The following is a 15849-nucleotide window of genomic DNA, read 5'->3' as shown; positions in this document are numbered from 1 at the left end:
TATGGAAGTCTGGGTTCTCTTCGGAACTTTCGTGTTCCTTCTTCTGATCGGCACGCCCGTGGCCTTCTGCCTCGGCGCGTCGTCTCTAGCCACCGTCGTCTATCTCGGGCTTCCGCCCGTCGTGGTCTTTCAGCGCCTGAACTCGGGCGTGTCAGTCTTCGCCCTGATGGCCATTCCCTTCTTCATCTTTGCCGGTGAACTGATGGTGCGCGGCGACATCGCCCGGCGCCTCGTGGCTCTCGCAGGCGCCCTGGTCGGGCATATGCGGGGCGGCCTCGGACAGGTGAACATCACCGCGTCCCTCATGTTCGGCGGCATTTCCGGTTCTGCGGCAGCGGACGCGACCGCCATCGGCGGCCTCATGATCCCGCAGATGAAGGAAAAGGGCTATGACGTCTCCTACGGCGTCAACGTGACCGTTGTGTCCTCGATCATCGCCCTGATGATCCCACCCTCGCACAACATGATCATTTATTCCATTTCCGCCGGTGGGCGCCTGTCCATCGCGGATCTGTTCACCGCAGGCATCATTCCGGGCATCATCCTGGCGATTTCGCTGATGGTCGCAGCCTGGCTGGTGGCGAAGAAGCGCAACTATCCGACGGAAATCTTCCCCGGCTGGGGCGCTCTCGGCAATCTCTTCATCAACGCGATTCCGGGCATCCTGCTGATCGCCATCATCTTCGGCGGCGTGCGTTCGGGCATTTTCACTGCTTCGGAAAGCTCCTGCATCGCGGCGGTCTACGCGCTCGGCGTCACGACCCTTGCCTATCGCACCATGAACTGGCGTGACTTCCTGGAAGCAACGAAGGCAGCGGTGCGTACCACGGCGATGGTTCTTCTGGTCATCGGCTGTGCAGCGTCCTTCGGCTGGCTTCTGGCCTTCCTGCGCATCCCGGCCGAACTGGTCAACTTCATGCGTGAAGTCTCGTCCAATCCGATTGTCATCCTGCTGCTGATCAACGTGGTGCTCTTGGTCCTGGGAACGTTCATGGATATGTCCCCCCTGATCGTGATTACCACGCCCATCTTCCTGCCAGTGGCGGCTGCCTTCGGGATCGACCCGATCCATTTCGGCGTCATTCTGGTTCTTAATCTCGGCATCGGCCTTTGCACCCCACCCGTCGGCACGGTGCTTTTCGTCGGCTGTGCCGTTGGCCGGATTTCAGTCTGGGAAGCCATCCGGACCATCTGGCCCTTCTACGCCGCAGCCTTTGCGACACTCATGCTGGTAACCTACATACCGTTCCTGTCGCTCTGGCTTCCATCCATGTTCCACTAAGGAGACCCAGATGCTGGTCAAGACCTTTCCAGAAGTACCCGCGGATCCTGGCGTCAAACGCCAGGTTCTGTCCGACAGCCCGGAGCTGATGGTCGTCGCGTTCCGCTTCCAGGAAGAAGGCGCGCAGGGCAAGCTGCACAACCATCCGCATGTCCAGTCGACCTATGTCGAGTCCGGCCGCTTCGTCTTCACCGTTGACGGTGAAGAGCTGCAGGTCGGCCCCGGCGACAGCTTTGTGATCCCCTCTATGGCCGTTCATGGCTGCACCTGCCTGGAACCTGGCACCCTGATCGACACCTTCACGCCCCGGCGTGACGATTTTCTCTAACAATTAACGTCCCTCCTCCCAAGCAAAGGACTTAGTTATGCTTACAGTCGAAACCCGCCACGCCATCGATCCGGCGACTGCAAAGACGCTCGACACCGACGGCCTGCGCGCGCATTTCCATGTTGGCGGCCTGTTCGCCGATGGTGAAATCCGGCTGACCTACACCCATTACGACCGCATGATCGTCGGCGGCGCCGTGCCGGCCGGCAAGGATCTGGTCCTGGACGAAGTCAAGGAATGCGGCACCAAGAGCATTCTCGACCGCCGCGAAATGGCCGTCGTCAACATCGGTGCAGCCGGTTCCGTTTCCGCCGGTGGTGAAACCTATCCGATGAACCGTGGCGACGTGCTCTACATCCCGCTGGGCGCAGGCGCAGTGACCTTCTCCGGTGAAGGCCGCTTCTACATCACCTCCGCACCGGCTCATAAGGCTCTTCCGGCCCGCCTGATCCGCATCGAAGACGCCAAGAGCTTCCGCACCGGGTCTGCAGAGACCGCCAACGACCGCACGATCTACCAGTTCGTCCATCCGGAAGTCATGGAATCCTGCCAGCTGGTTGTGGGCTATACCCAGTTCCACGGTGGCTCGGTCTGGAACACCATGCCGGCCCACCTGCATGACCGCCGCATGGAAGCCTATTGCTACTTCGACATGGACGCGAATTCACGCGTGTTCCACTTCATGGGCCGCCCGGATGAGACCCGCCACCTGGTCATGAAGAACGAAGAGGTCGTCGTATCCCCGCCGTGGTCCATCCACTGCGGTGCAGGCACCGGCAGCTACACCTTCATTTGGGCAATGGCTGGCGACAACGTCGACTACAAGGACGTTGAAATGGTTGCAATGGAGGACCTGCGGTGAACCCTTTCTCCCTGGAAGGTAAACGTGCCCTGGTCACCGGTGCCAACACCGGCATTGGCCAGGCCATCGCCATCGCCATGGGAGCGGCCGGTGCAGAGGTTCTCTGCGCCGCCCGCCGCGACTGTGACGAAACCCTCGCCCAGATCAAGAACGGCAAGGCCATCAGCCTCGACTTTTCCGATCCGATGGCGGCCCGCGACGTGTTCAACGACGAGCATGTCGACATTTTGGTCAACAACGCCGGCATCATCCGCCGTGCAGATGCGGTCGACTTCTCGGAAGCTGACTGGGACGACGTCATGGACGTCAACCTGAAGGCCCTGTTCTTCACTTGCCAGGCATTCGGCAAGGCCGTGCTGGCCCGTGGCGGCAATGGCGCAGTGGTCAACATCGCGTCGCTGCTGTCGTTCCAAGGTGGCATCCGCGTGCCATCCTACACCGCCTCCAAGCATGGCGTTGCCGGTCTGACCAAGCTGCTTGCGAACGAGTGGGCGGCAAAGGGCATCAATGTGAATGCCATTGCTCCGGGCTACATCACGACCAACAATACCGAAGCCCTGCGCAACGATCCGGATCGCAACAAGGCCATTCTGGACCGCATTCCGGCTGGCCGCTGGGGTGAGGCAAGCGACATTGGCGAGGCAGCTGTGTTCCTGTCGTCTCCGGCTGCCCGGTACATCCACGGCGCGATCCTGAATGTTGATGGAGGCTGGCTTGCCCGCTGATCTTCCCAGCCTGACCCGCAAGAAGGGCCCTGCCCCAAAGGCAGGCATCGTCCATCTGGGTCTGGGCGCGTTCTTCCGTGCCCATGGCGCGGTCTATATCGAAGAAGCCATGGAAAAGTCCGGTGGCGACTGGGGCATTGTCGGCGTCAGCCTGCAAAGCCCGACCATGCGCGACCAGCTGGCTCCGCAGGAATTCGTCTATACGGCACAGGAACTCGGCCCGAAGGGCGAGACCCTGAGGCAGGTCGAGATCATCACTGGCGTTCTGGTTGCCCGTGAAGATCCCGATGCTGTTCTGTCTGTGATGTCGGGTGAAAACATCCGTATCGTCAGCCTGACCGTGACGGAAAAAGGCTATTGCCATGACCCGGCGACCGGCCGTCTGAACCGCCAGCACCCGGACATCCTCAAGGACCTGGAGAACGAGCTGCCGGTTTCCGCGCCTGGCTTCCTGGTTCGCGCCTTGCAACGCCGGAAGGCTGCCGGTCTGCCGCCGTTCACCGTGCTGACTTGCGACAACCTGCCAGAAAACGGCCGTCTCGTGAAGGGTATCGTTCTGGAACTCGCAGGCCTGATCGACCCGGACCTTGCAAGCTGGATCGAGGCCGATGGCCGCTTCCCGGCAACCATGGTCGACCGGATCGTTCCAGCCACCAAGCCCGAGGACATTGAAGCTCTGGCCGCAAAGACCGGCTTCAAGGATGCAGCTCCGGTTCTGCACGAACCCTTCCGCCAGTGGGTTGTCGAAGACGAATTCGTCGAAGCCTATGGCAAGGACGCCCGTCCGGATCTCGGTGCCGTCGGCGTTCAGATGGTCTCCAACGTGACCGCCTATGAGCACATGAAACTCCGGATGCTCAACGGCACCCACTCGTCCCTCGCTTATCTCGGCTATCTGGCCGGCTACGAAACTATTTCGGAAACCGTGGCTGACCCGATCCTTGCGGATTTCGTGAAGGCCCTGTGGCGCCGTGAGATCATCCCGTCCTTCACCCCGCCGGAAGGCGTGGACCTGACCGCCTATGCGGACGCTCTGTTCGAGCGCTACGCAAACCCGTCGATACGGCACCGGACCTGGCAGATTGCCATGGACGGCAGCCAGAAGCTGCCCCAGCGCATCCTCGGCACCGTCCGGGACAATCTGGCAGCTGGCCGTAGCTGCCCTGGCCTTGGAACGGCAATTGCCGCCTGGATGATCTATGTCGGTGGCGTCGACCTGAACGGCAATCCGATCGACGTCCGAGATCCGTTGGCAGCCAAGCTGAAGGAACTTTCCGACGCAGCTCAGACGCCGGGCGAAAAGGTCGCTGCGCTTCTGTCCGTCGATCAGATCTTCGACGCAAAGCTTGCCTCGCAGATCCGTCTCGACCTTGAAGCCTCCTATATCCTGCTGAAGGCCGATGGCGTCCGGAAGGTTCTGGAGGACCTGGGATGAAAGAAGGCTGGCGCTGGTACGGCGGTTTTGACCGGATCTCGTTGAGTGAAATCGCCCAGACAGGAGCAAGTGAGATCATCACCGCGCTCCATGAAGTGCCCTATGGCGAAGTCTGGACACGGGAAGCCATTGCGGCTTGCCGGACCGAAATCACCAGCGCCGGTTTTGGCTGGCACATTGTTGAAAGCCTGCCGATCCATGAAAGGATCAAGCGTGGAGAGGGCGACTTGTCCGCCCTCTTCGCCAACTACCGCCAGTCAATGGCGAACCTTGCGGCCGAAGGCATCAAGGTCATCTGTTACAATTTCATGCCGCTGCTCGACTGGACGCGCACCGATCTGGCCGCCCCGGTCACACGCGGCGGCTCCTGCCTGCGCTTTTCTTCCGTCCGGATGGCGGCCCTCGAACTCTTCATGGTCGAGCGCGCCGAAGCCGAAAAGGACTATCTGCCGGAGGTCGTGACTGCGGCAAAGGCCTGGTTCGACGGCTCCACCCAGGAAGACCGCGACGGGCTGATCCATGCGGTCATGGCCGGACTGCCCGGTGCTTACGACCGGTATGATGCCGCCGGGCTTCGCTCCGCTCTGAAGGCCTATGAAGGCATAGGACGCGCCGAGCTTCGGGCAAATTACAAGCGTTTCCTGGACGAGGTCATCCCGGCGGCGGAAGATTTGGGACTAAGTTTTGGCGTTCATCCGGATGACCCTCCGCGGGATATCCTGGGCCTGCCGCGCATCGTCTCCAACGCCGAGGATATCGGCTGGATTCTTTCGGCTCACGTCAGCCCCGCCAACGGGCTGACGCTGTGTTCCGGCTCACTGGGAGCAAATCCGGCCAATGACGTTCCAGCCATCGCCCGGCGCTTTGCCAGCAAGATCCATTTCGCCCACCTGCGAAACGTGCGCAAGGATGCCGATGGGTCCTTCGAGGAAGCTGCGCATCTTGCCGGCGACACCAATATGGTCGACCTTGTCAGCGCTCTTCTGGAAGAAGAGACCCGCCGCCACGCGGAAGGCCGTACGGATTATGAGATCGTCTTCCGCCCGGACCATGGCCATGAGCTGCTGGACGACGCCGCCAAGGGAACCCACCCAGGCTATCCGCTGATCGGACGTCTGCGCGGACTTGCAGAACTTCGCGGCGTTATTGCCGCCCTGACCTACACCAGGAATGCCGCATGAGCACCCAGAAGCCAATTGTCCTGCATCCGTCGGACACAGTAGCCATCCTGACCACCCGCGCAGCCAAGGGCGAAGATCCTCTTGATCTCGGCGCTCCGCTGGCGGGTCCTGTTTCCCCCGGCCACAAGCTTGCCCGCAAGGAACATGCGCCGGGCGACTGGATCTACAAGTTCGGCCAGATCATCGGGACGGCCACGCAGCCGATCCGGCCCGGCGAGCATGTGCATACGCACAATTGCGCCTTCTCCTCCCATGATGAGGACTATGCGATCGGTGCCGATCTGGCGCAGGCCCTTGCGGCCATCCCGGCGCCTCCGGAACGCAGCTTCATGGGCTACCGCCGCGGCAATGGCCAGATCGGCACCCGCAATTACATCGCCCTTTGCGCAACGGTGAACTGTTCGGCGACCGTCGTCCGCCGCGCGGCCTTCGAACTGGAAGCCTCCGGTGCGCTTGAGGCCTTTCCGAATGTGGACGGCATTGTCGCCTTCGCCCATGGCACCGGCTGCGGCATGGACAGCGAGGGAGCAGGCTTCAAGATCCTGCAGCGCGTTCTCTGGGGCCACGCCACCCATCCCAACGTCGGCGCTACCGTCTTCGTCGGTCTTGGTTGCGAAGTCATGCAGGTTGGCCGGATGAAGTCCCAGTTTGGTGACACGCTTGCCGACCGCTTCCATGGCCTGACCATCCAGGAAACCGGCGGAACCCGCGCCACCATCGAGCAGGTAAAGGCCAAGGTTCTGGAACTGCTGCCGGAGGTCAACCGGATCGAGCGTTCGCCCTGCCCGGCCTCCAGCCTCAAGGTCGCCTTGCAATGCGGCGGCTCGGACGGATTTTCCGGCATCACCGCCAACCCCGCCCTCGGCGTTGCCTCGGACCTTCTGGTCGGACTTGGCGGCACGGCCATTCTGTCGGAAACCCCTGAGATCTACGGCGCGGAGCAGCTTCTGCTGCGCCGGGCAGCCAGTGACGCCGTAGCTCAGAAGCTGATCAACCAGATCCACTGGTGGGAACGCTATACGGAAATGAACGGCGGCAGCATGGACAACAATCCAAGCCCCGGAAACAAGGCAGGTGGCCTGACCACGATCCTGGAAAAGTCGCTCGGCGCTGCCGCAAAGGGCGGTTCGACACCCCTGACTGCGGTCTATGACTATGCCGAACCTGTCACCGACGCTGGTTTCGTCTTCATGGACACGCCGGGCTATGATCCGGTCTCTGCAACCGGTCAGATTGCAGGCGGTGCGCAGATCGTTGTCTTTACGACCGGCCGTGGATCGGCTTTCGGCTCCAAACCGGCTCCCACCATCAAGCTGGCGACCAATGAAGCCCTGTTCCACTCCATGCCTGAAGACATGGACCTGAACTGCGGCGACATTCTCTCGGGCAAGGTTTCCATCGCAGAAAAGGGCGCAGAAATCCTGGACATGATCCTGGAGATCGCCTCTGGCAAGCAGAGCAAGTCCGAAGCACTTGGGCTGGGTGACAATGAGTTTGTGCCCTGGCAGGTCGGCGCGGTGATGTAGACCCATGATGTGACCGGAACTTGAAATGGCAGGGGAGCTTTCCTCGCAGGAATTCCTGAGGAAAGCACTCGACATTTCTTGCCTTTTCCTGCGATTGGTTGGATAAGGTGCGCGCAATTGCGTTGGCTCCCTATCCTTGATGGGTCCCGCCAGCGCGACGCTGAACCGCAGGACGCAACTCAAATGGCCGCTCCCGAGCATCGCCCGGGCGAAATGGTGGATCTCACCGACTTCGCCGGATCGCTGTTCCACGGCCCGGCAGCCCATCTGGCGAGCCGGTTCGAGGCCGCTCCGGCTGTTCAGGGCGACATCAGCTGCATTCGGATGCTCGACCCGAAAGGTCTCACCGACATTCTGGAGACATACCGCTCGGGCAAGCTCCCGACGAGCGACCGCCGCGCCATCGCCTCCTTCTGGTCCCAGTGGTATTTCGGCTTCCTGATCCCGCCGCTACTGATGCTCAGTCAAGCTGCAGGAACCCGTGTCCCTGCCAATCCCGGACGGCTGACGTTCCGCCACGACGGCAAGGGACAGCCCTTCAGTTTCAAGCTCATTCAGCCGTCAGCGATCACATCGGAACCGGACGACAGCCCATTCGATCTGATGAGTGAGCTGATCGACAATCATTTGTCGCCACTGGTCTTTTCTCTGGCGGCACGGTCCGGAGCGTCTGCGAAGGTGTTCTGGATGAATGCAGCGGTTGCCATCGATTACACCTGCGACGTGCTGCTTGATGGCAAGGCACCGGCATTCAAGGCGGTGACCCAAGCGCCGGCACGCCCGAACGGCGGACGGAACCCGCTCTTCGGCCCCTACCGCCCCTCCGGATCGGAACTCACACGCACACGCCGTGTCTGCTGCCTGCGCTACCTTCTGGAAGGCGTCGACCGCTGTCCGGATTGCTCTCTGATGCCGGCTTCCGGCAAGACCGAACGGCCCGTCGTTCCGGGGGCCGGACGGACCGATTGATCAGCCAGCTTCACGGCGTCAATCGCGGTAAAGATAAGACAGACCATCCTCTCCAAAGAGATGCAGTTTTTCAGGCGCAGCCGCCAGACTGAGGCCTGCGCCTTTCGCCACCTTATGAATGCCGGGCAGCTTGGCAATCAAAGGATCTGTCCCCGTATCGACCGGCTTGAAATAGATGACGGTGGTCTCGCCGAGCGCTTCGATAATCTCGACATCCGCCTTGAGGAAGCTGCCTTCCGGCGGCGCCAGCGTGAGGTCTTCCGGACGCACGCCCAGACGCACTTTCGCACCGGCATCCTCGGCACGCGAGGCAATCGGAACGGTCACCTCACCACCGTGGTCGAGCCGGACGGTTGTTGAGGCTCCGGTTTTCACAACAGAGGCATTCAGCAGGTTCATCGCTGGTGAGCCGATAAACTGGGCAACAAACGTGTTGGCCGGACGCTCGTAGAGTTCCAGCGGCGCCCCGACCTGCTCAATATCCCCGCCATGAAGCACCACAATCCGGCTCGCCAGCGTCATTGCTTCCACCTGATCGTGGGTCACATAGATCATCGTGCTTTCCGGCATGCTTTCCTTCAGCTGGGCGATCTCGATCCGGGTCGCAACACGAAGAGCGGCATCCAGATTGGACAGCGGCTCGTCGAACAGGAAAACCTTCGGATCGCGCACAATGGCCCGTCCGATGGCAACGCGCTGACGCTGGCCGCCCGACAGGGCCTTGGGCAAACGGTCCAGATAAGGCTCCAGTTGAAGAATGCGGGCCGCATTGGCAACGGCGGCATCAATCTCCGCTTTCGGCTTCTTGGCGATTTTCATGCCGAAAGCCATGTTGTCGCGAACCGTCATATGAGGATAGAGCGCGTAGGTCTGAAACACCATTGCGATGCCGCGTTGCGCCGGGGGCGTGTCGTTCATGCGGATATCATCGATCGTAAGATCTCCGCCGGTGATGGTCTCGAGCCCCGCGATCATTCGCAACAAGGTGGACTTGCCGCAGCCGGATGGGCCCACGAAGACAATCAGCTCCCCTTGTTCAATCTCAAGGTCGATGTTCCTGAGAACCTCCACCGTGCCGTAGGACTTGCTCACATTTTTCAGCGAAACCGAGGTCATGCGTACCGCCCCTCATGATCTTTTTCTTGTTTGAAAACGCTCTTGGTCATTTCACCGACCCCGCCAGCAGCCCGCGCACGAGATAGCGCTGCAAGGTGAAGAAGACGAGCAAGGGCACCGCGATGGACACGAAGGCGGACGCTGTAAGAATTTCCCAGTTGCCACCACGGGAACCGAGCAGTTCGCGCAGCCGCCCGGTCATCACCAATTGCTCTTCGTTGTTGCCGAGAAAGACGGTTGCCACCAGCAGGTCGTTCCACACCCACAGGAACTGGAAGATCGCGAAAGAGGCCAGAGCCGGAAAGGACAAGGGCAGAACGATCTTCACAAATATCGCAAAGTCCGAAGCTCCATCGACACGTGCGCTCTCGATAATCTCCTTGGGCAGCCCCTTGATGTAATTGCGCAGAAGATAGATCGCGAGCGGCAGCCCGAAGCCTGTGTGCGCCAGCCAGATCCCCACATAGCTCTTACCGATGCCAACATCCGTGTAGAGCCTCAGCAAGGGAATAAGCGACATCTGCAGCGGCACGACCAGCAAACCGACCACCACGGCCACCAGCAGCGACCGACCGGGAAATGCCATCCAGGACAAGGCATAGGCCGCATAGGCAGCGATCAGGATCGGGATCACCGTCGCTGGAATAGTCACGGTCATCGTGTTGATGAACGACTTGCCGATGCCTTCGGAGAAAAGAACTTTCCGGTAGTTCTCCAGCGTGAAACGCGGCGGATCGATGGACGTGAAAAAGATCCGCGTACCACGCTTGTCCGTCATCTTTTCAGGTGAGCTGATCCGGAAATCACCAGTCTCGCTGAGTGACAGACTGGCCCCGTCCTTCAGTTCAACCGGGGTCCCGGGCGTATAGGCCGCAGGCTCACGGCTGGAAACGCCAAAGGCAGTGATCCGGCCGGGCTGGCTGTCTTCAAAGACATTTCCGGCAATAACCCATTGCCCGCCTTCCTCCACTTGAGCGTCGGCTGCCGGAGCGCGGAAGACAATGTTACGCTCGGTGGATGTTAATGCGGTCCACCAGCCGGAGACCGAGAGCTGGTCCCCATCCCGGAAAGAGGACACCAGCAAGCCGAAGGTCGGGATGGTCCAAAGCACGACAAGTGCCAGCACGGACAGGTGAACGACCCAGAGGAGCATGGGCTTGCGCCCTGCGATTCCATCCATATTAGTCTCTCCTATGCGTCCTTGCGGGCTTCGCGGATGTTCCAGATCATGATCGGAACGACCATGACCATGATCACGAGCGCAATCGTGGCCGAACGGCCGAAATCGAGCCCCCGGAACATCCAGTCGAACATGTAATTGGCGAGCACCTGGGATCCCCATTGGCCGTTCGTCATCGCCAGAACAATGTCGAAGACCTTGAGGACCAGGATCGTAATGGTGGTCCAGACCACTGCAATGGTGCCCCAGATCTGCGGCACCTTGATCTTCAGGAAGATCTGGAAGGGATTGGCACCGTCCAGCACCGCGGCCTCTACCGTCTCCTCCGGGATCCCCCTGAGGGCCGCCGATAGGATGACCATGGCGAAGCCGGTCTGGATCCAGATCAGGATGATCATGAGGAAAAAATTGTTCCAGAAAGGCAGCGCGATCCAGGCCTGCGGTTCCCCGCCCAGCGCAACGACGATGGCATTCAGAAGACCGATCTGATCCACATCCTCACTGCGGATGTCATAGACGAATTTCCAGATCACCGAGGCACCGACGAAGGAAATCGCCATGGGCATGAAGATCAGCGACTTGGCGATGTTCCCCCAGCCAATATTGTCGGTGAGCGTCGCCGCGATGAGCCCGAAGAAGGTCGCCGCAGCCGGAACAACGATCAGCCAAAGGAGATTGTTGCGCATGCTCTCATGGAAACCAGGATCCGCGAGCAGCCACGTGTAATTCGAGAAGCCCACGTAGGTCTCCGCCGAAGGCCCGTAGAAAGACAAAACGAGCGAGTTGAAGACCGGATAGATAAGATAGACTGTCAGCAACACCAGTGCTGGCCCGAGAAAGAGCCAGGGCCTGACCATATTGGCCCTGCGGATGTTCGGCCCAATATCGGGGCCGCGAGCCGGAAAAATCAGGTCCAGAACAGCGTTTCCGCCCCAAAAATACAGGACACAGGCGCCGACCCCAGCCGCCATGGAAGCCAAAGCGCCAAGCAATTGCTCCATAAATTCCTCCCCAGGTTCACAGCCTCCGGAAAAGGCTCTTCAGAGCTTCTTCCCAACCGGAGTGCCGGATTGCGGCCGTGCGGAGCAGAAGCCCGCACGGCCTTTTTTTGCTTATCCGTTACTTCTTGATGGCGTCCCAGCTGGCCTGGATTTCATCCCCCACGGCCTGCGCGGACTTTCCGCCCACGAAGTCCACCATGCCACTCCAGAAGGAGCCTGCACCAACCGCGCCTGGCATCAGGTCAGAGCCGTCGAAGCGGAATGTCGTGGCATTCAGCAGGATCTGACCGAGACCCTTGAGCGTGTCATTGGCATAAGCATCCAGGTTCACGCCCCGGTGCGGCGTCAGGAAACCGGACTGAGCCATCCAGACTTCATGCGCGATCGGCGTCTTCAGGAATTCGATCAGAGCCCGTGCTTCAGGGCTATCGTTGGTGATCGCAAAGACCGTGCCTGCTCCCAGAACCGGAGAACCGAGGTCCTTGCCCGCATAGGCCGGGAAATAGAAGAAGTCCGCGTCGACCCCCATTTCCGTGCCTTCCGGGAAGAAGGAAGGAATAAACGAGGCTTGGCGATGCATGTAGCAAGCGGGAGGAGAGGTGAAGAGCCCCTTCGGGCTGTCCCGGAAGTCTTGGGCAGCGACAGCACCCGGAGCATCAACGAATTTCGGATTGTTGGCGAACCAGCCAAACTCCTCGATTGCGCCAACGACGCGCGGGTCGTTGAACTTGATCTCGTTGCTGACCCACTTGTCATAGACTTCAGGGGTCTGGGTTCTGAGCATCATGTCCTCAACCCAGTCGGTCCCTGGCCAGCCTGTCGCTCCACCTGAGCCCAGACCGATACACCATGGCGTTCCACCATCGGCGACTATCTTTTCTGTCAGCGCCTTCAGCTCTTCCATGGTCTTGGGAACGTCGTATCCCGCATCCTCGAAGTTGTCGGGGCTGTACCAGACCAGTGACTTCACATCGACCTTGTAGAAAAAGCCGTAGAGATCCTTCTTGCCGTCCTTGCCTGCAAACGTGCCGAGATCCACCCAGGACTGACCCGCAGCGTAGTTGTCCTTCACCCAGTCTGCCGTTTCCTGCCCAAGCGGCGCCAGAAAGCCTTTCGAAGCTAGATCGGCAGCAAGGCCCGGCTGCGGAAAGACCGCGATATTGGGAGCAGAGCCAGCCTGTGTGTCGATTACGATCTGCTGTTCAAAGCTATCGGACCCGGAATATTCGACCTCGATCCCTGTCGCCTCTTCGAAATAGGCCAGCGTGTTTTCCACCAAGTCCTTGTCTGGCCCAAGCCAGGGCCCGAACACGGTCAGCTTCTTTCCGGTTGAACCGGTCGACTTGAAAGCTTCATAGCTTTCCCAATTGAAGCGCGGGTCCTCACCCGGTTTGAACTTCAGCTCGGCAGCAGAGGCAGCACCTGCCGCGCCAATCATCAGCGCAATGGCCGCGGTGCAGCCAAACAAACGAATAGTCATTACGATCCTCCCAGATCTTCACCCGGCACACTCCGGCGCCAGCATTCAGGTTCGGCCAACACACGAGCAGATTGCAACAGGTGATCCGAAACAATCTTCCAAACCGCTTTGAATACGAGAGAAACATCACCGCAGACCAGTCTCTTGTCAAGAACACTATTTGGCTCATAAGCTCTACTTGCGAACAATGCGCTCCTCTGGCAGGACGCTCAAAGCGATTTGGACTAGGGAGTCAGGCGTTTGAACCTCAAGGATCTGGCGAAAGCACTGGAGCTGTCCCAGACGACGGTCAGCCGCGCATTGAACGGCTATCCTGAAGTCAACGAGGACACCCGAAAGCGGGTCGAGACGATGGCCCGTAAACTGGGATACGCACCCAACCAGCAGGCCCGCCGCCTGGCGACAGGCCGCTCCATGTCTATCGGCCATGTAATTCCCCGCACCTTGCATGAAATGATGAACCCGATCTTCATGGAGTTCATTGCCGGCGCAGGCGAAGCCTATTCCCGCTTGGGCTATGACATGATCATTTCGGTGGTCGAAGACCGTCAGGTCGAAGCCACTTACCGGGAAATAGCCGCGAAAAAGAAGGCGGATGCGGTGATGGTGCATGGCCCCCGCAACAACGACAAACGGCACCTGCTGCTGAAAGAGCTGGGCATCCCCTTCCTCGTTCACGGCCGGGTTCCGGGTGCGGAAAGCTCAACCTCCTGGATTGACGTCAACAACACCCGCGCCTTCGAACGGGCTACCGACCTGCTGCTGGATCTAGGCCATCGCAGGATCGCCTTTCTGAACGGTCTGGAGAATATGGACTTCGCGATCCGAAGACGGGCGGGCTTCGAAAGGGCATTCCAGAACCGGGGCCTTGCTCCCGATCCATCTCTCATGCGCCAGTCCGAAATGACGGAACCTTACGGCGCTGATTGCGCGCTTGAAATGCTGCGCACGGACAAGCCTCCTACCGCCTTTCTCGTCTCCAGTATGATATCCGCGATAGGCGTCTCCCGCGCCATCAGCCTTTGCGGCCTTGAAATTGGCAAGGACGTGTCTGTCATCACGCATGATGACGCCCTGTCCTTCCTGCCGAACAGCGGAGAGGTGCCAATTTTCACCTGCACCCGCTCATCCGTCCGCTACGCCGGCCGCCGCGCAGCCGAGCTTCTGATCGAAAAGATTTTGCCCGATCCGGATACGAGGATCGAGGAACACCTGGAAGCAGAGCTGATCATCGGCCGTTCGACCGGTCCGCGTCAGCGCTAAAACGCCGTTCAGCCGATCATCTTCGCCGGATCGACAATTTCGTCAAACTCCGCCGGACTGACATAGCCGAGAGAGAGAGCAGCCTCTTTCAGGGTCGTCCCCTCTTCATGCGCTTTGTGAGCCACTTCGCTTGCCTTGTCATAGCCGATCACCGGGCTGAGAGCCGTGACCAGCATCAAGGACCGCTCCAGCAACTCACCTATCCGCTTGCGGTCGGCTATCATCCCCTTGACGAGGTGATCTGCAAAGCTGCGGCTTGAGTCCGCGAGGATCCGGCCGGACTGCAGCAGCGCATTGATGATCACCGGCTTGTAGGCATTCATCTCCAGATGCCCGGCGCTGCTGGCCATACCGATGGTCACATCATTGCCCATCACCTGCAACGCAACCATCGTTAGGGCTTCGCACTGGGTCGGATTGATCTTGCCCGGCATGATCGAGGACCCGGGTTCATTCGCTGGAAGCGACAGCTCAGCGATGCCGCTACGGGGACCGCAGGCCAGAAAACGGATGTCGTTGGCGATCTTGAACAAGGAGCCCGCCAAGGTCTTGAGCGCGCCGGACAAAGCAACAAGCGCAGCATGGGCTCCTTGCGCCGAGAATTTATTCGCCGCCGTGCGGAAGGGAAGGCCGGTCATCTTTGCGATATGCCCAGCCGCCTTTTCCGCAAAATCCGGATGGGCATTGATTCCGGTTCCAACGGCAGTGCCCCCAAGAGCAAGCTCATAAACGTCGTTCAGTGCATAGGAAATCCGGTCCATGTCCTGATCGAGCATATGAACGAAGCCGGAGAACTCCTGCCCAAGGGTCAGCGGCGTAGCATCCTGCAGGTGGGTACGGCCGATCTTGATGACGTCCGCCCATTCCTTTGCCTTGGCATCCAGCCCGTTTCTCAGATGCTTGATTGCCGGCAAGACATTCCGTGATACCTGGATCGCGGCAGCCATATGCATGGCGGAAGGAAAGCTGTCATTGGTCGACTGGGACATGTTGACGTGGTCATTCGGGTGTACAGGCGACTTGCTGCCAAGCACCCCTCCCGCCATTTCGATGGCACGGTTGGAGATAACCTCGTTGACGTTCATGTTGGTCTGGGTTCCGCTGCCGGTCATCCAGACCCTGAGTGGAAAATGATCGTCCAGCTTTCCTGCCGAAACCTCGTCCGCAGCGGCACAGATCAACTCGCAAAGTTTTGCATCGAGAAGTCCGAGATCCCGGTTGGTGAGAGCTGCCGCCTTCTTCTGCGTGCCATAGACATGGATCAACTCCAGGGGCATCAGATCGGAGCCAATAGCGAAGTATTTCAAGGACCGCTGGGTTTGCGCGCCCCAATACCGGTCCTTTGACACTTCAATTGGACCAATTCCGTCGACTTCGGTACGCATCGGCGTCTCCTTCGTTACCTGTCCCTAATGTAGGGAGAGAGGCGGGACAGGCAATCCGAAGACGCCCGCCCAATGAAGAACCTGAACCACCCGGCACATCGAAGCTCTCTTTTGGA

Annotated in this window: 14 protein-coding genes; 9 read left to right on the top strand and 5 right to left on the bottom strand. The window is 59.9% G+C overall.

Annotated elements, in window-relative coordinates; translation table 11 throughout:
* Position 1: 1 nt before the first annotated feature.
* From IG616_RS06185 to fhuF, 8 genes are all read left to right on the top strand, one after another.
* Positions 2 to 1282: a TRAP transporter large permease gene (locus tag IG616_RS06185; protein WP_192147278.1), complete on the top strand. Its 1281-nt coding sequence runs from the start codon at positions 2 to 4 to the stop codon at positions 1280 to 1282.
* A 10-nt stretch (positions 1283 to 1292) separates the two neighbouring features.
* A complete protein-coding gene (locus tag IG616_RS06180; protein ID WP_192147277.1) occupies positions 1293 to 1610 on the top strand; it encodes a cupin domain-containing protein in 318 nt (105 codons plus the stop codon).
* 37 nt (positions 1611 to 1647) lie between these two features.
* Complete coding sequence (kduI, locus tag IG616_RS06175; RefSeq protein WP_192147276.1) at positions 1648 to 2472, top strand: 5-dehydro-4-deoxy-D-glucuronate isomerase; 825 nt, start codon at positions 1648 to 1650, stop codon at positions 2470 to 2472.
* Positions 2469 to 3197: a 2-dehydro-3-deoxy-D-gluconate 5-dehydrogenase KduD gene (gene kduD / locus IG616_RS06170; RefSeq protein ID WP_073013511.1), complete on the top strand. Its 729-nt coding sequence runs from the start codon at positions 2469 to 2471 to the stop codon at positions 3195 to 3197. The genes kduI and kduD overlap by 4 nt, the downstream gene beginning before the upstream one ends.
* Positions 3187 to 4632, top strand: coding sequence for a mannitol dehydrogenase family protein (locus IG616_RS06165; RefSeq protein ID WP_246476144.1), 1446 nt, complete (start codon positions 3187 to 3189; stop codon positions 4630 to 4632). Before kduD ends, IG616_RS06165 begins: the two co-directional genes overlap by 11 nt.
* Positions 4629 to 5813: a mannonate dehydratase gene (gene uxuA / locus IG616_RS06160; protein WP_192147275.1), complete on the top strand. Its 1185-nt coding sequence runs from the start codon at positions 4629 to 4631 to the stop codon at positions 5811 to 5813. Before IG616_RS06165 ends, uxuA begins: the two co-directional genes overlap by 4 nt.
* The gene (locus IG616_RS06155) at positions 5810 to 7339 is read left to right on the top strand and encodes a UxaA family hydrolase (RefSeq protein WP_192147274.1); all 1530 of its coding nucleotides are present in this window, start codon (positions 5810 to 5812) and stop codon (positions 7337 to 7339) included. Before uxuA ends, IG616_RS06155 begins: the two co-directional genes overlap by 4 nt.
* Before the next feature lie 183 nt (positions 7340 to 7522).
* Positions 7523 to 8308, top strand: a complete 786-nt coding sequence (gene fhuF, locus IG616_RS06150) for a siderophore-iron reductase FhuF (RefSeq protein WP_192147273.1) — start codon at positions 7523 to 7525, stop codon at positions 8306 to 8308.
* Between the two features lie 18 nt (positions 8309 to 8326).
* Here fhuF and IG616_RS06145 read toward each other — a convergent pair whose 3' ends face one another.
* The 4 genes from IG616_RS06145 to IG616_RS06130 all read right to left on the bottom strand — a co-directional run bounded on the left by IG616_RS06145 (position 8327) and on the right by IG616_RS06130 (position 13085).
* Positions 8327 to 9424: an ABC transporter ATP-binding protein gene (locus IG616_RS06145; RefSeq protein ID WP_192147272.1), complete on the bottom strand. Its 1098-nt coding sequence runs from the start codon at positions 9422 to 9424 to the stop codon at positions 8327 to 8329.
* 46 nt (positions 9425 to 9470) lie between these two features.
* Positions 9471 to 10604: a carbohydrate ABC transporter permease gene (locus IG616_RS06140; RefSeq protein WP_192147271.1), complete on the bottom strand. Its 1134-nt coding sequence runs from the start codon at positions 10602 to 10604 to the stop codon at positions 9471 to 9473.
* Positions 10605 to 10615: 11 nt separating this feature from the next.
* Complete coding sequence (locus IG616_RS06135; RefSeq protein ID WP_192147270.1) at positions 10616 to 11605, bottom strand: carbohydrate ABC transporter permease; 990 nt, start codon at positions 11603 to 11605, stop codon at positions 10616 to 10618.
* A 118-nt stretch (positions 11606 to 11723) separates the two neighbouring features.
* On the bottom strand, positions 11724 to 13085 hold the full coding sequence (locus IG616_RS06130) for an ABC transporter substrate-binding protein (RefSeq protein ID WP_192147269.1): 1362 nt from the start codon (positions 13083 to 13085) through the stop codon (positions 11724 to 11726).
* 240 nt (positions 13086 to 13325) lie between these two features.
* On the opposite strand from IG616_RS06130, the gene IG616_RS06125 reads away from it, so the two are divergent.
* On the top strand, positions 13326 to 14348 hold the full coding sequence (locus IG616_RS06125) for a substrate-binding domain-containing protein (RefSeq protein ID WP_192147268.1): 1023 nt from the start codon (positions 13326 to 13328) through the stop codon (positions 14346 to 14348).
* Positions 14349 to 14356: 8 nt separating this feature from the next.
* Here IG616_RS06125 and fumC read toward each other — a convergent pair whose 3' ends face one another.
* Positions 14357 to 15733 carry a class II fumarate hydratase gene (gene fumC / locus IG616_RS06120; protein WP_192147267.1) on the bottom strand — a complete coding sequence of 459 codons (1377 nt, stop codon included), beginning with the start codon at positions 15731 to 15733 and terminating at the stop codon, positions 14357 to 14359.
* Between the last annotated feature and the right edge of the window lie 116 nt (positions 15734 to 15849).

Source organism: Roseibium litorale (assembly GCF_014842915.1).
GTDB classification, from domain to species: domain Bacteria; phylum Pseudomonadota; class Alphaproteobacteria; order Rhizobiales; family Stappiaceae; genus Roseibium; species Roseibium litorale.
The sequence above is the reverse complement of the archived record's forward strand: the minus strand, read 5'-3'. Positions and strand labels throughout refer to the sequence as shown.

What these genes read in the sequence shown, in the direction of transcription:
- IG616_RS06185 (WP_192147278.1), top strand. Translation starts at nt 2, where the DNA reads ATGGAAGTCTGGGTTCTCTTCGGAACTTTCGTGTTCCTTCTTCTGATC.
- IG616_RS06180 (WP_192147277.1), top strand. Translation starts at nt 1,293, where the DNA reads ATGCTGGTCAAGACCTTTCCAGAAGTACCCGCGGATCCTGGCGTCAAA.
- kduI (WP_192147276.1), top strand. Translation starts at nt 1,648, where the DNA reads ATGCTTACAGTCGAAACCCGCCACGCCATCGATCCGGCGACTGCAAAG.
- uxuA (WP_192147275.1), top strand. Translation starts at nt 4,629, where the DNA reads ATGAAAGAAGGCTGGCGCTGGTACGGCGGTTTTGACCGGATCTCGTTG.
- IG616_RS06155 (WP_192147274.1), top strand. Translation starts at nt 5,810, where the DNA reads ATGAGCACCCAGAAGCCAATTGTCCTGCATCCGTCGGACACAGTAGCC.
- fhuF (WP_192147273.1), top strand. Translation starts at nt 7,523, where the DNA reads ATGGCCGCTCCCGAGCATCGCCCGGGCGAAATGGTGGATCTCACCGAC.
- IG616_RS06145 (WP_192147272.1), bottom strand. Translation starts at nt 9,424, where the DNA reads ATGACCTCGGTTTCGCTGAAAAATGTGAGCAAGTCCTACGGCACGGTG.
- IG616_RS06140 (WP_192147271.1), bottom strand. Translation starts at nt 10,604, where the DNA reads ATGGATGGAATCGCAGGGCGCAAGCCCATGCTCCTCTGGGTCGTTCAC.
- IG616_RS06135 (WP_192147270.1), bottom strand. Translation starts at nt 11,605, where the DNA reads ATGGAGCAATTGCTTGGCGCTTTGGCTTCCATGGCGGCTGGGGTCGGC.
- IG616_RS06130 (WP_192147269.1), bottom strand. Translation starts at nt 13,085, where the DNA reads ATGACTATTCGTTTGTTTGGCTGCACCGCGGCCATTGCGCTGATGATT.
- fumC (WP_192147267.1), bottom strand. Translation starts at nt 15,733, where the DNA reads ATGCGTACCGAAGTCGACGGAATTGGTCCAATTGAAGTGTCAAAGGAC.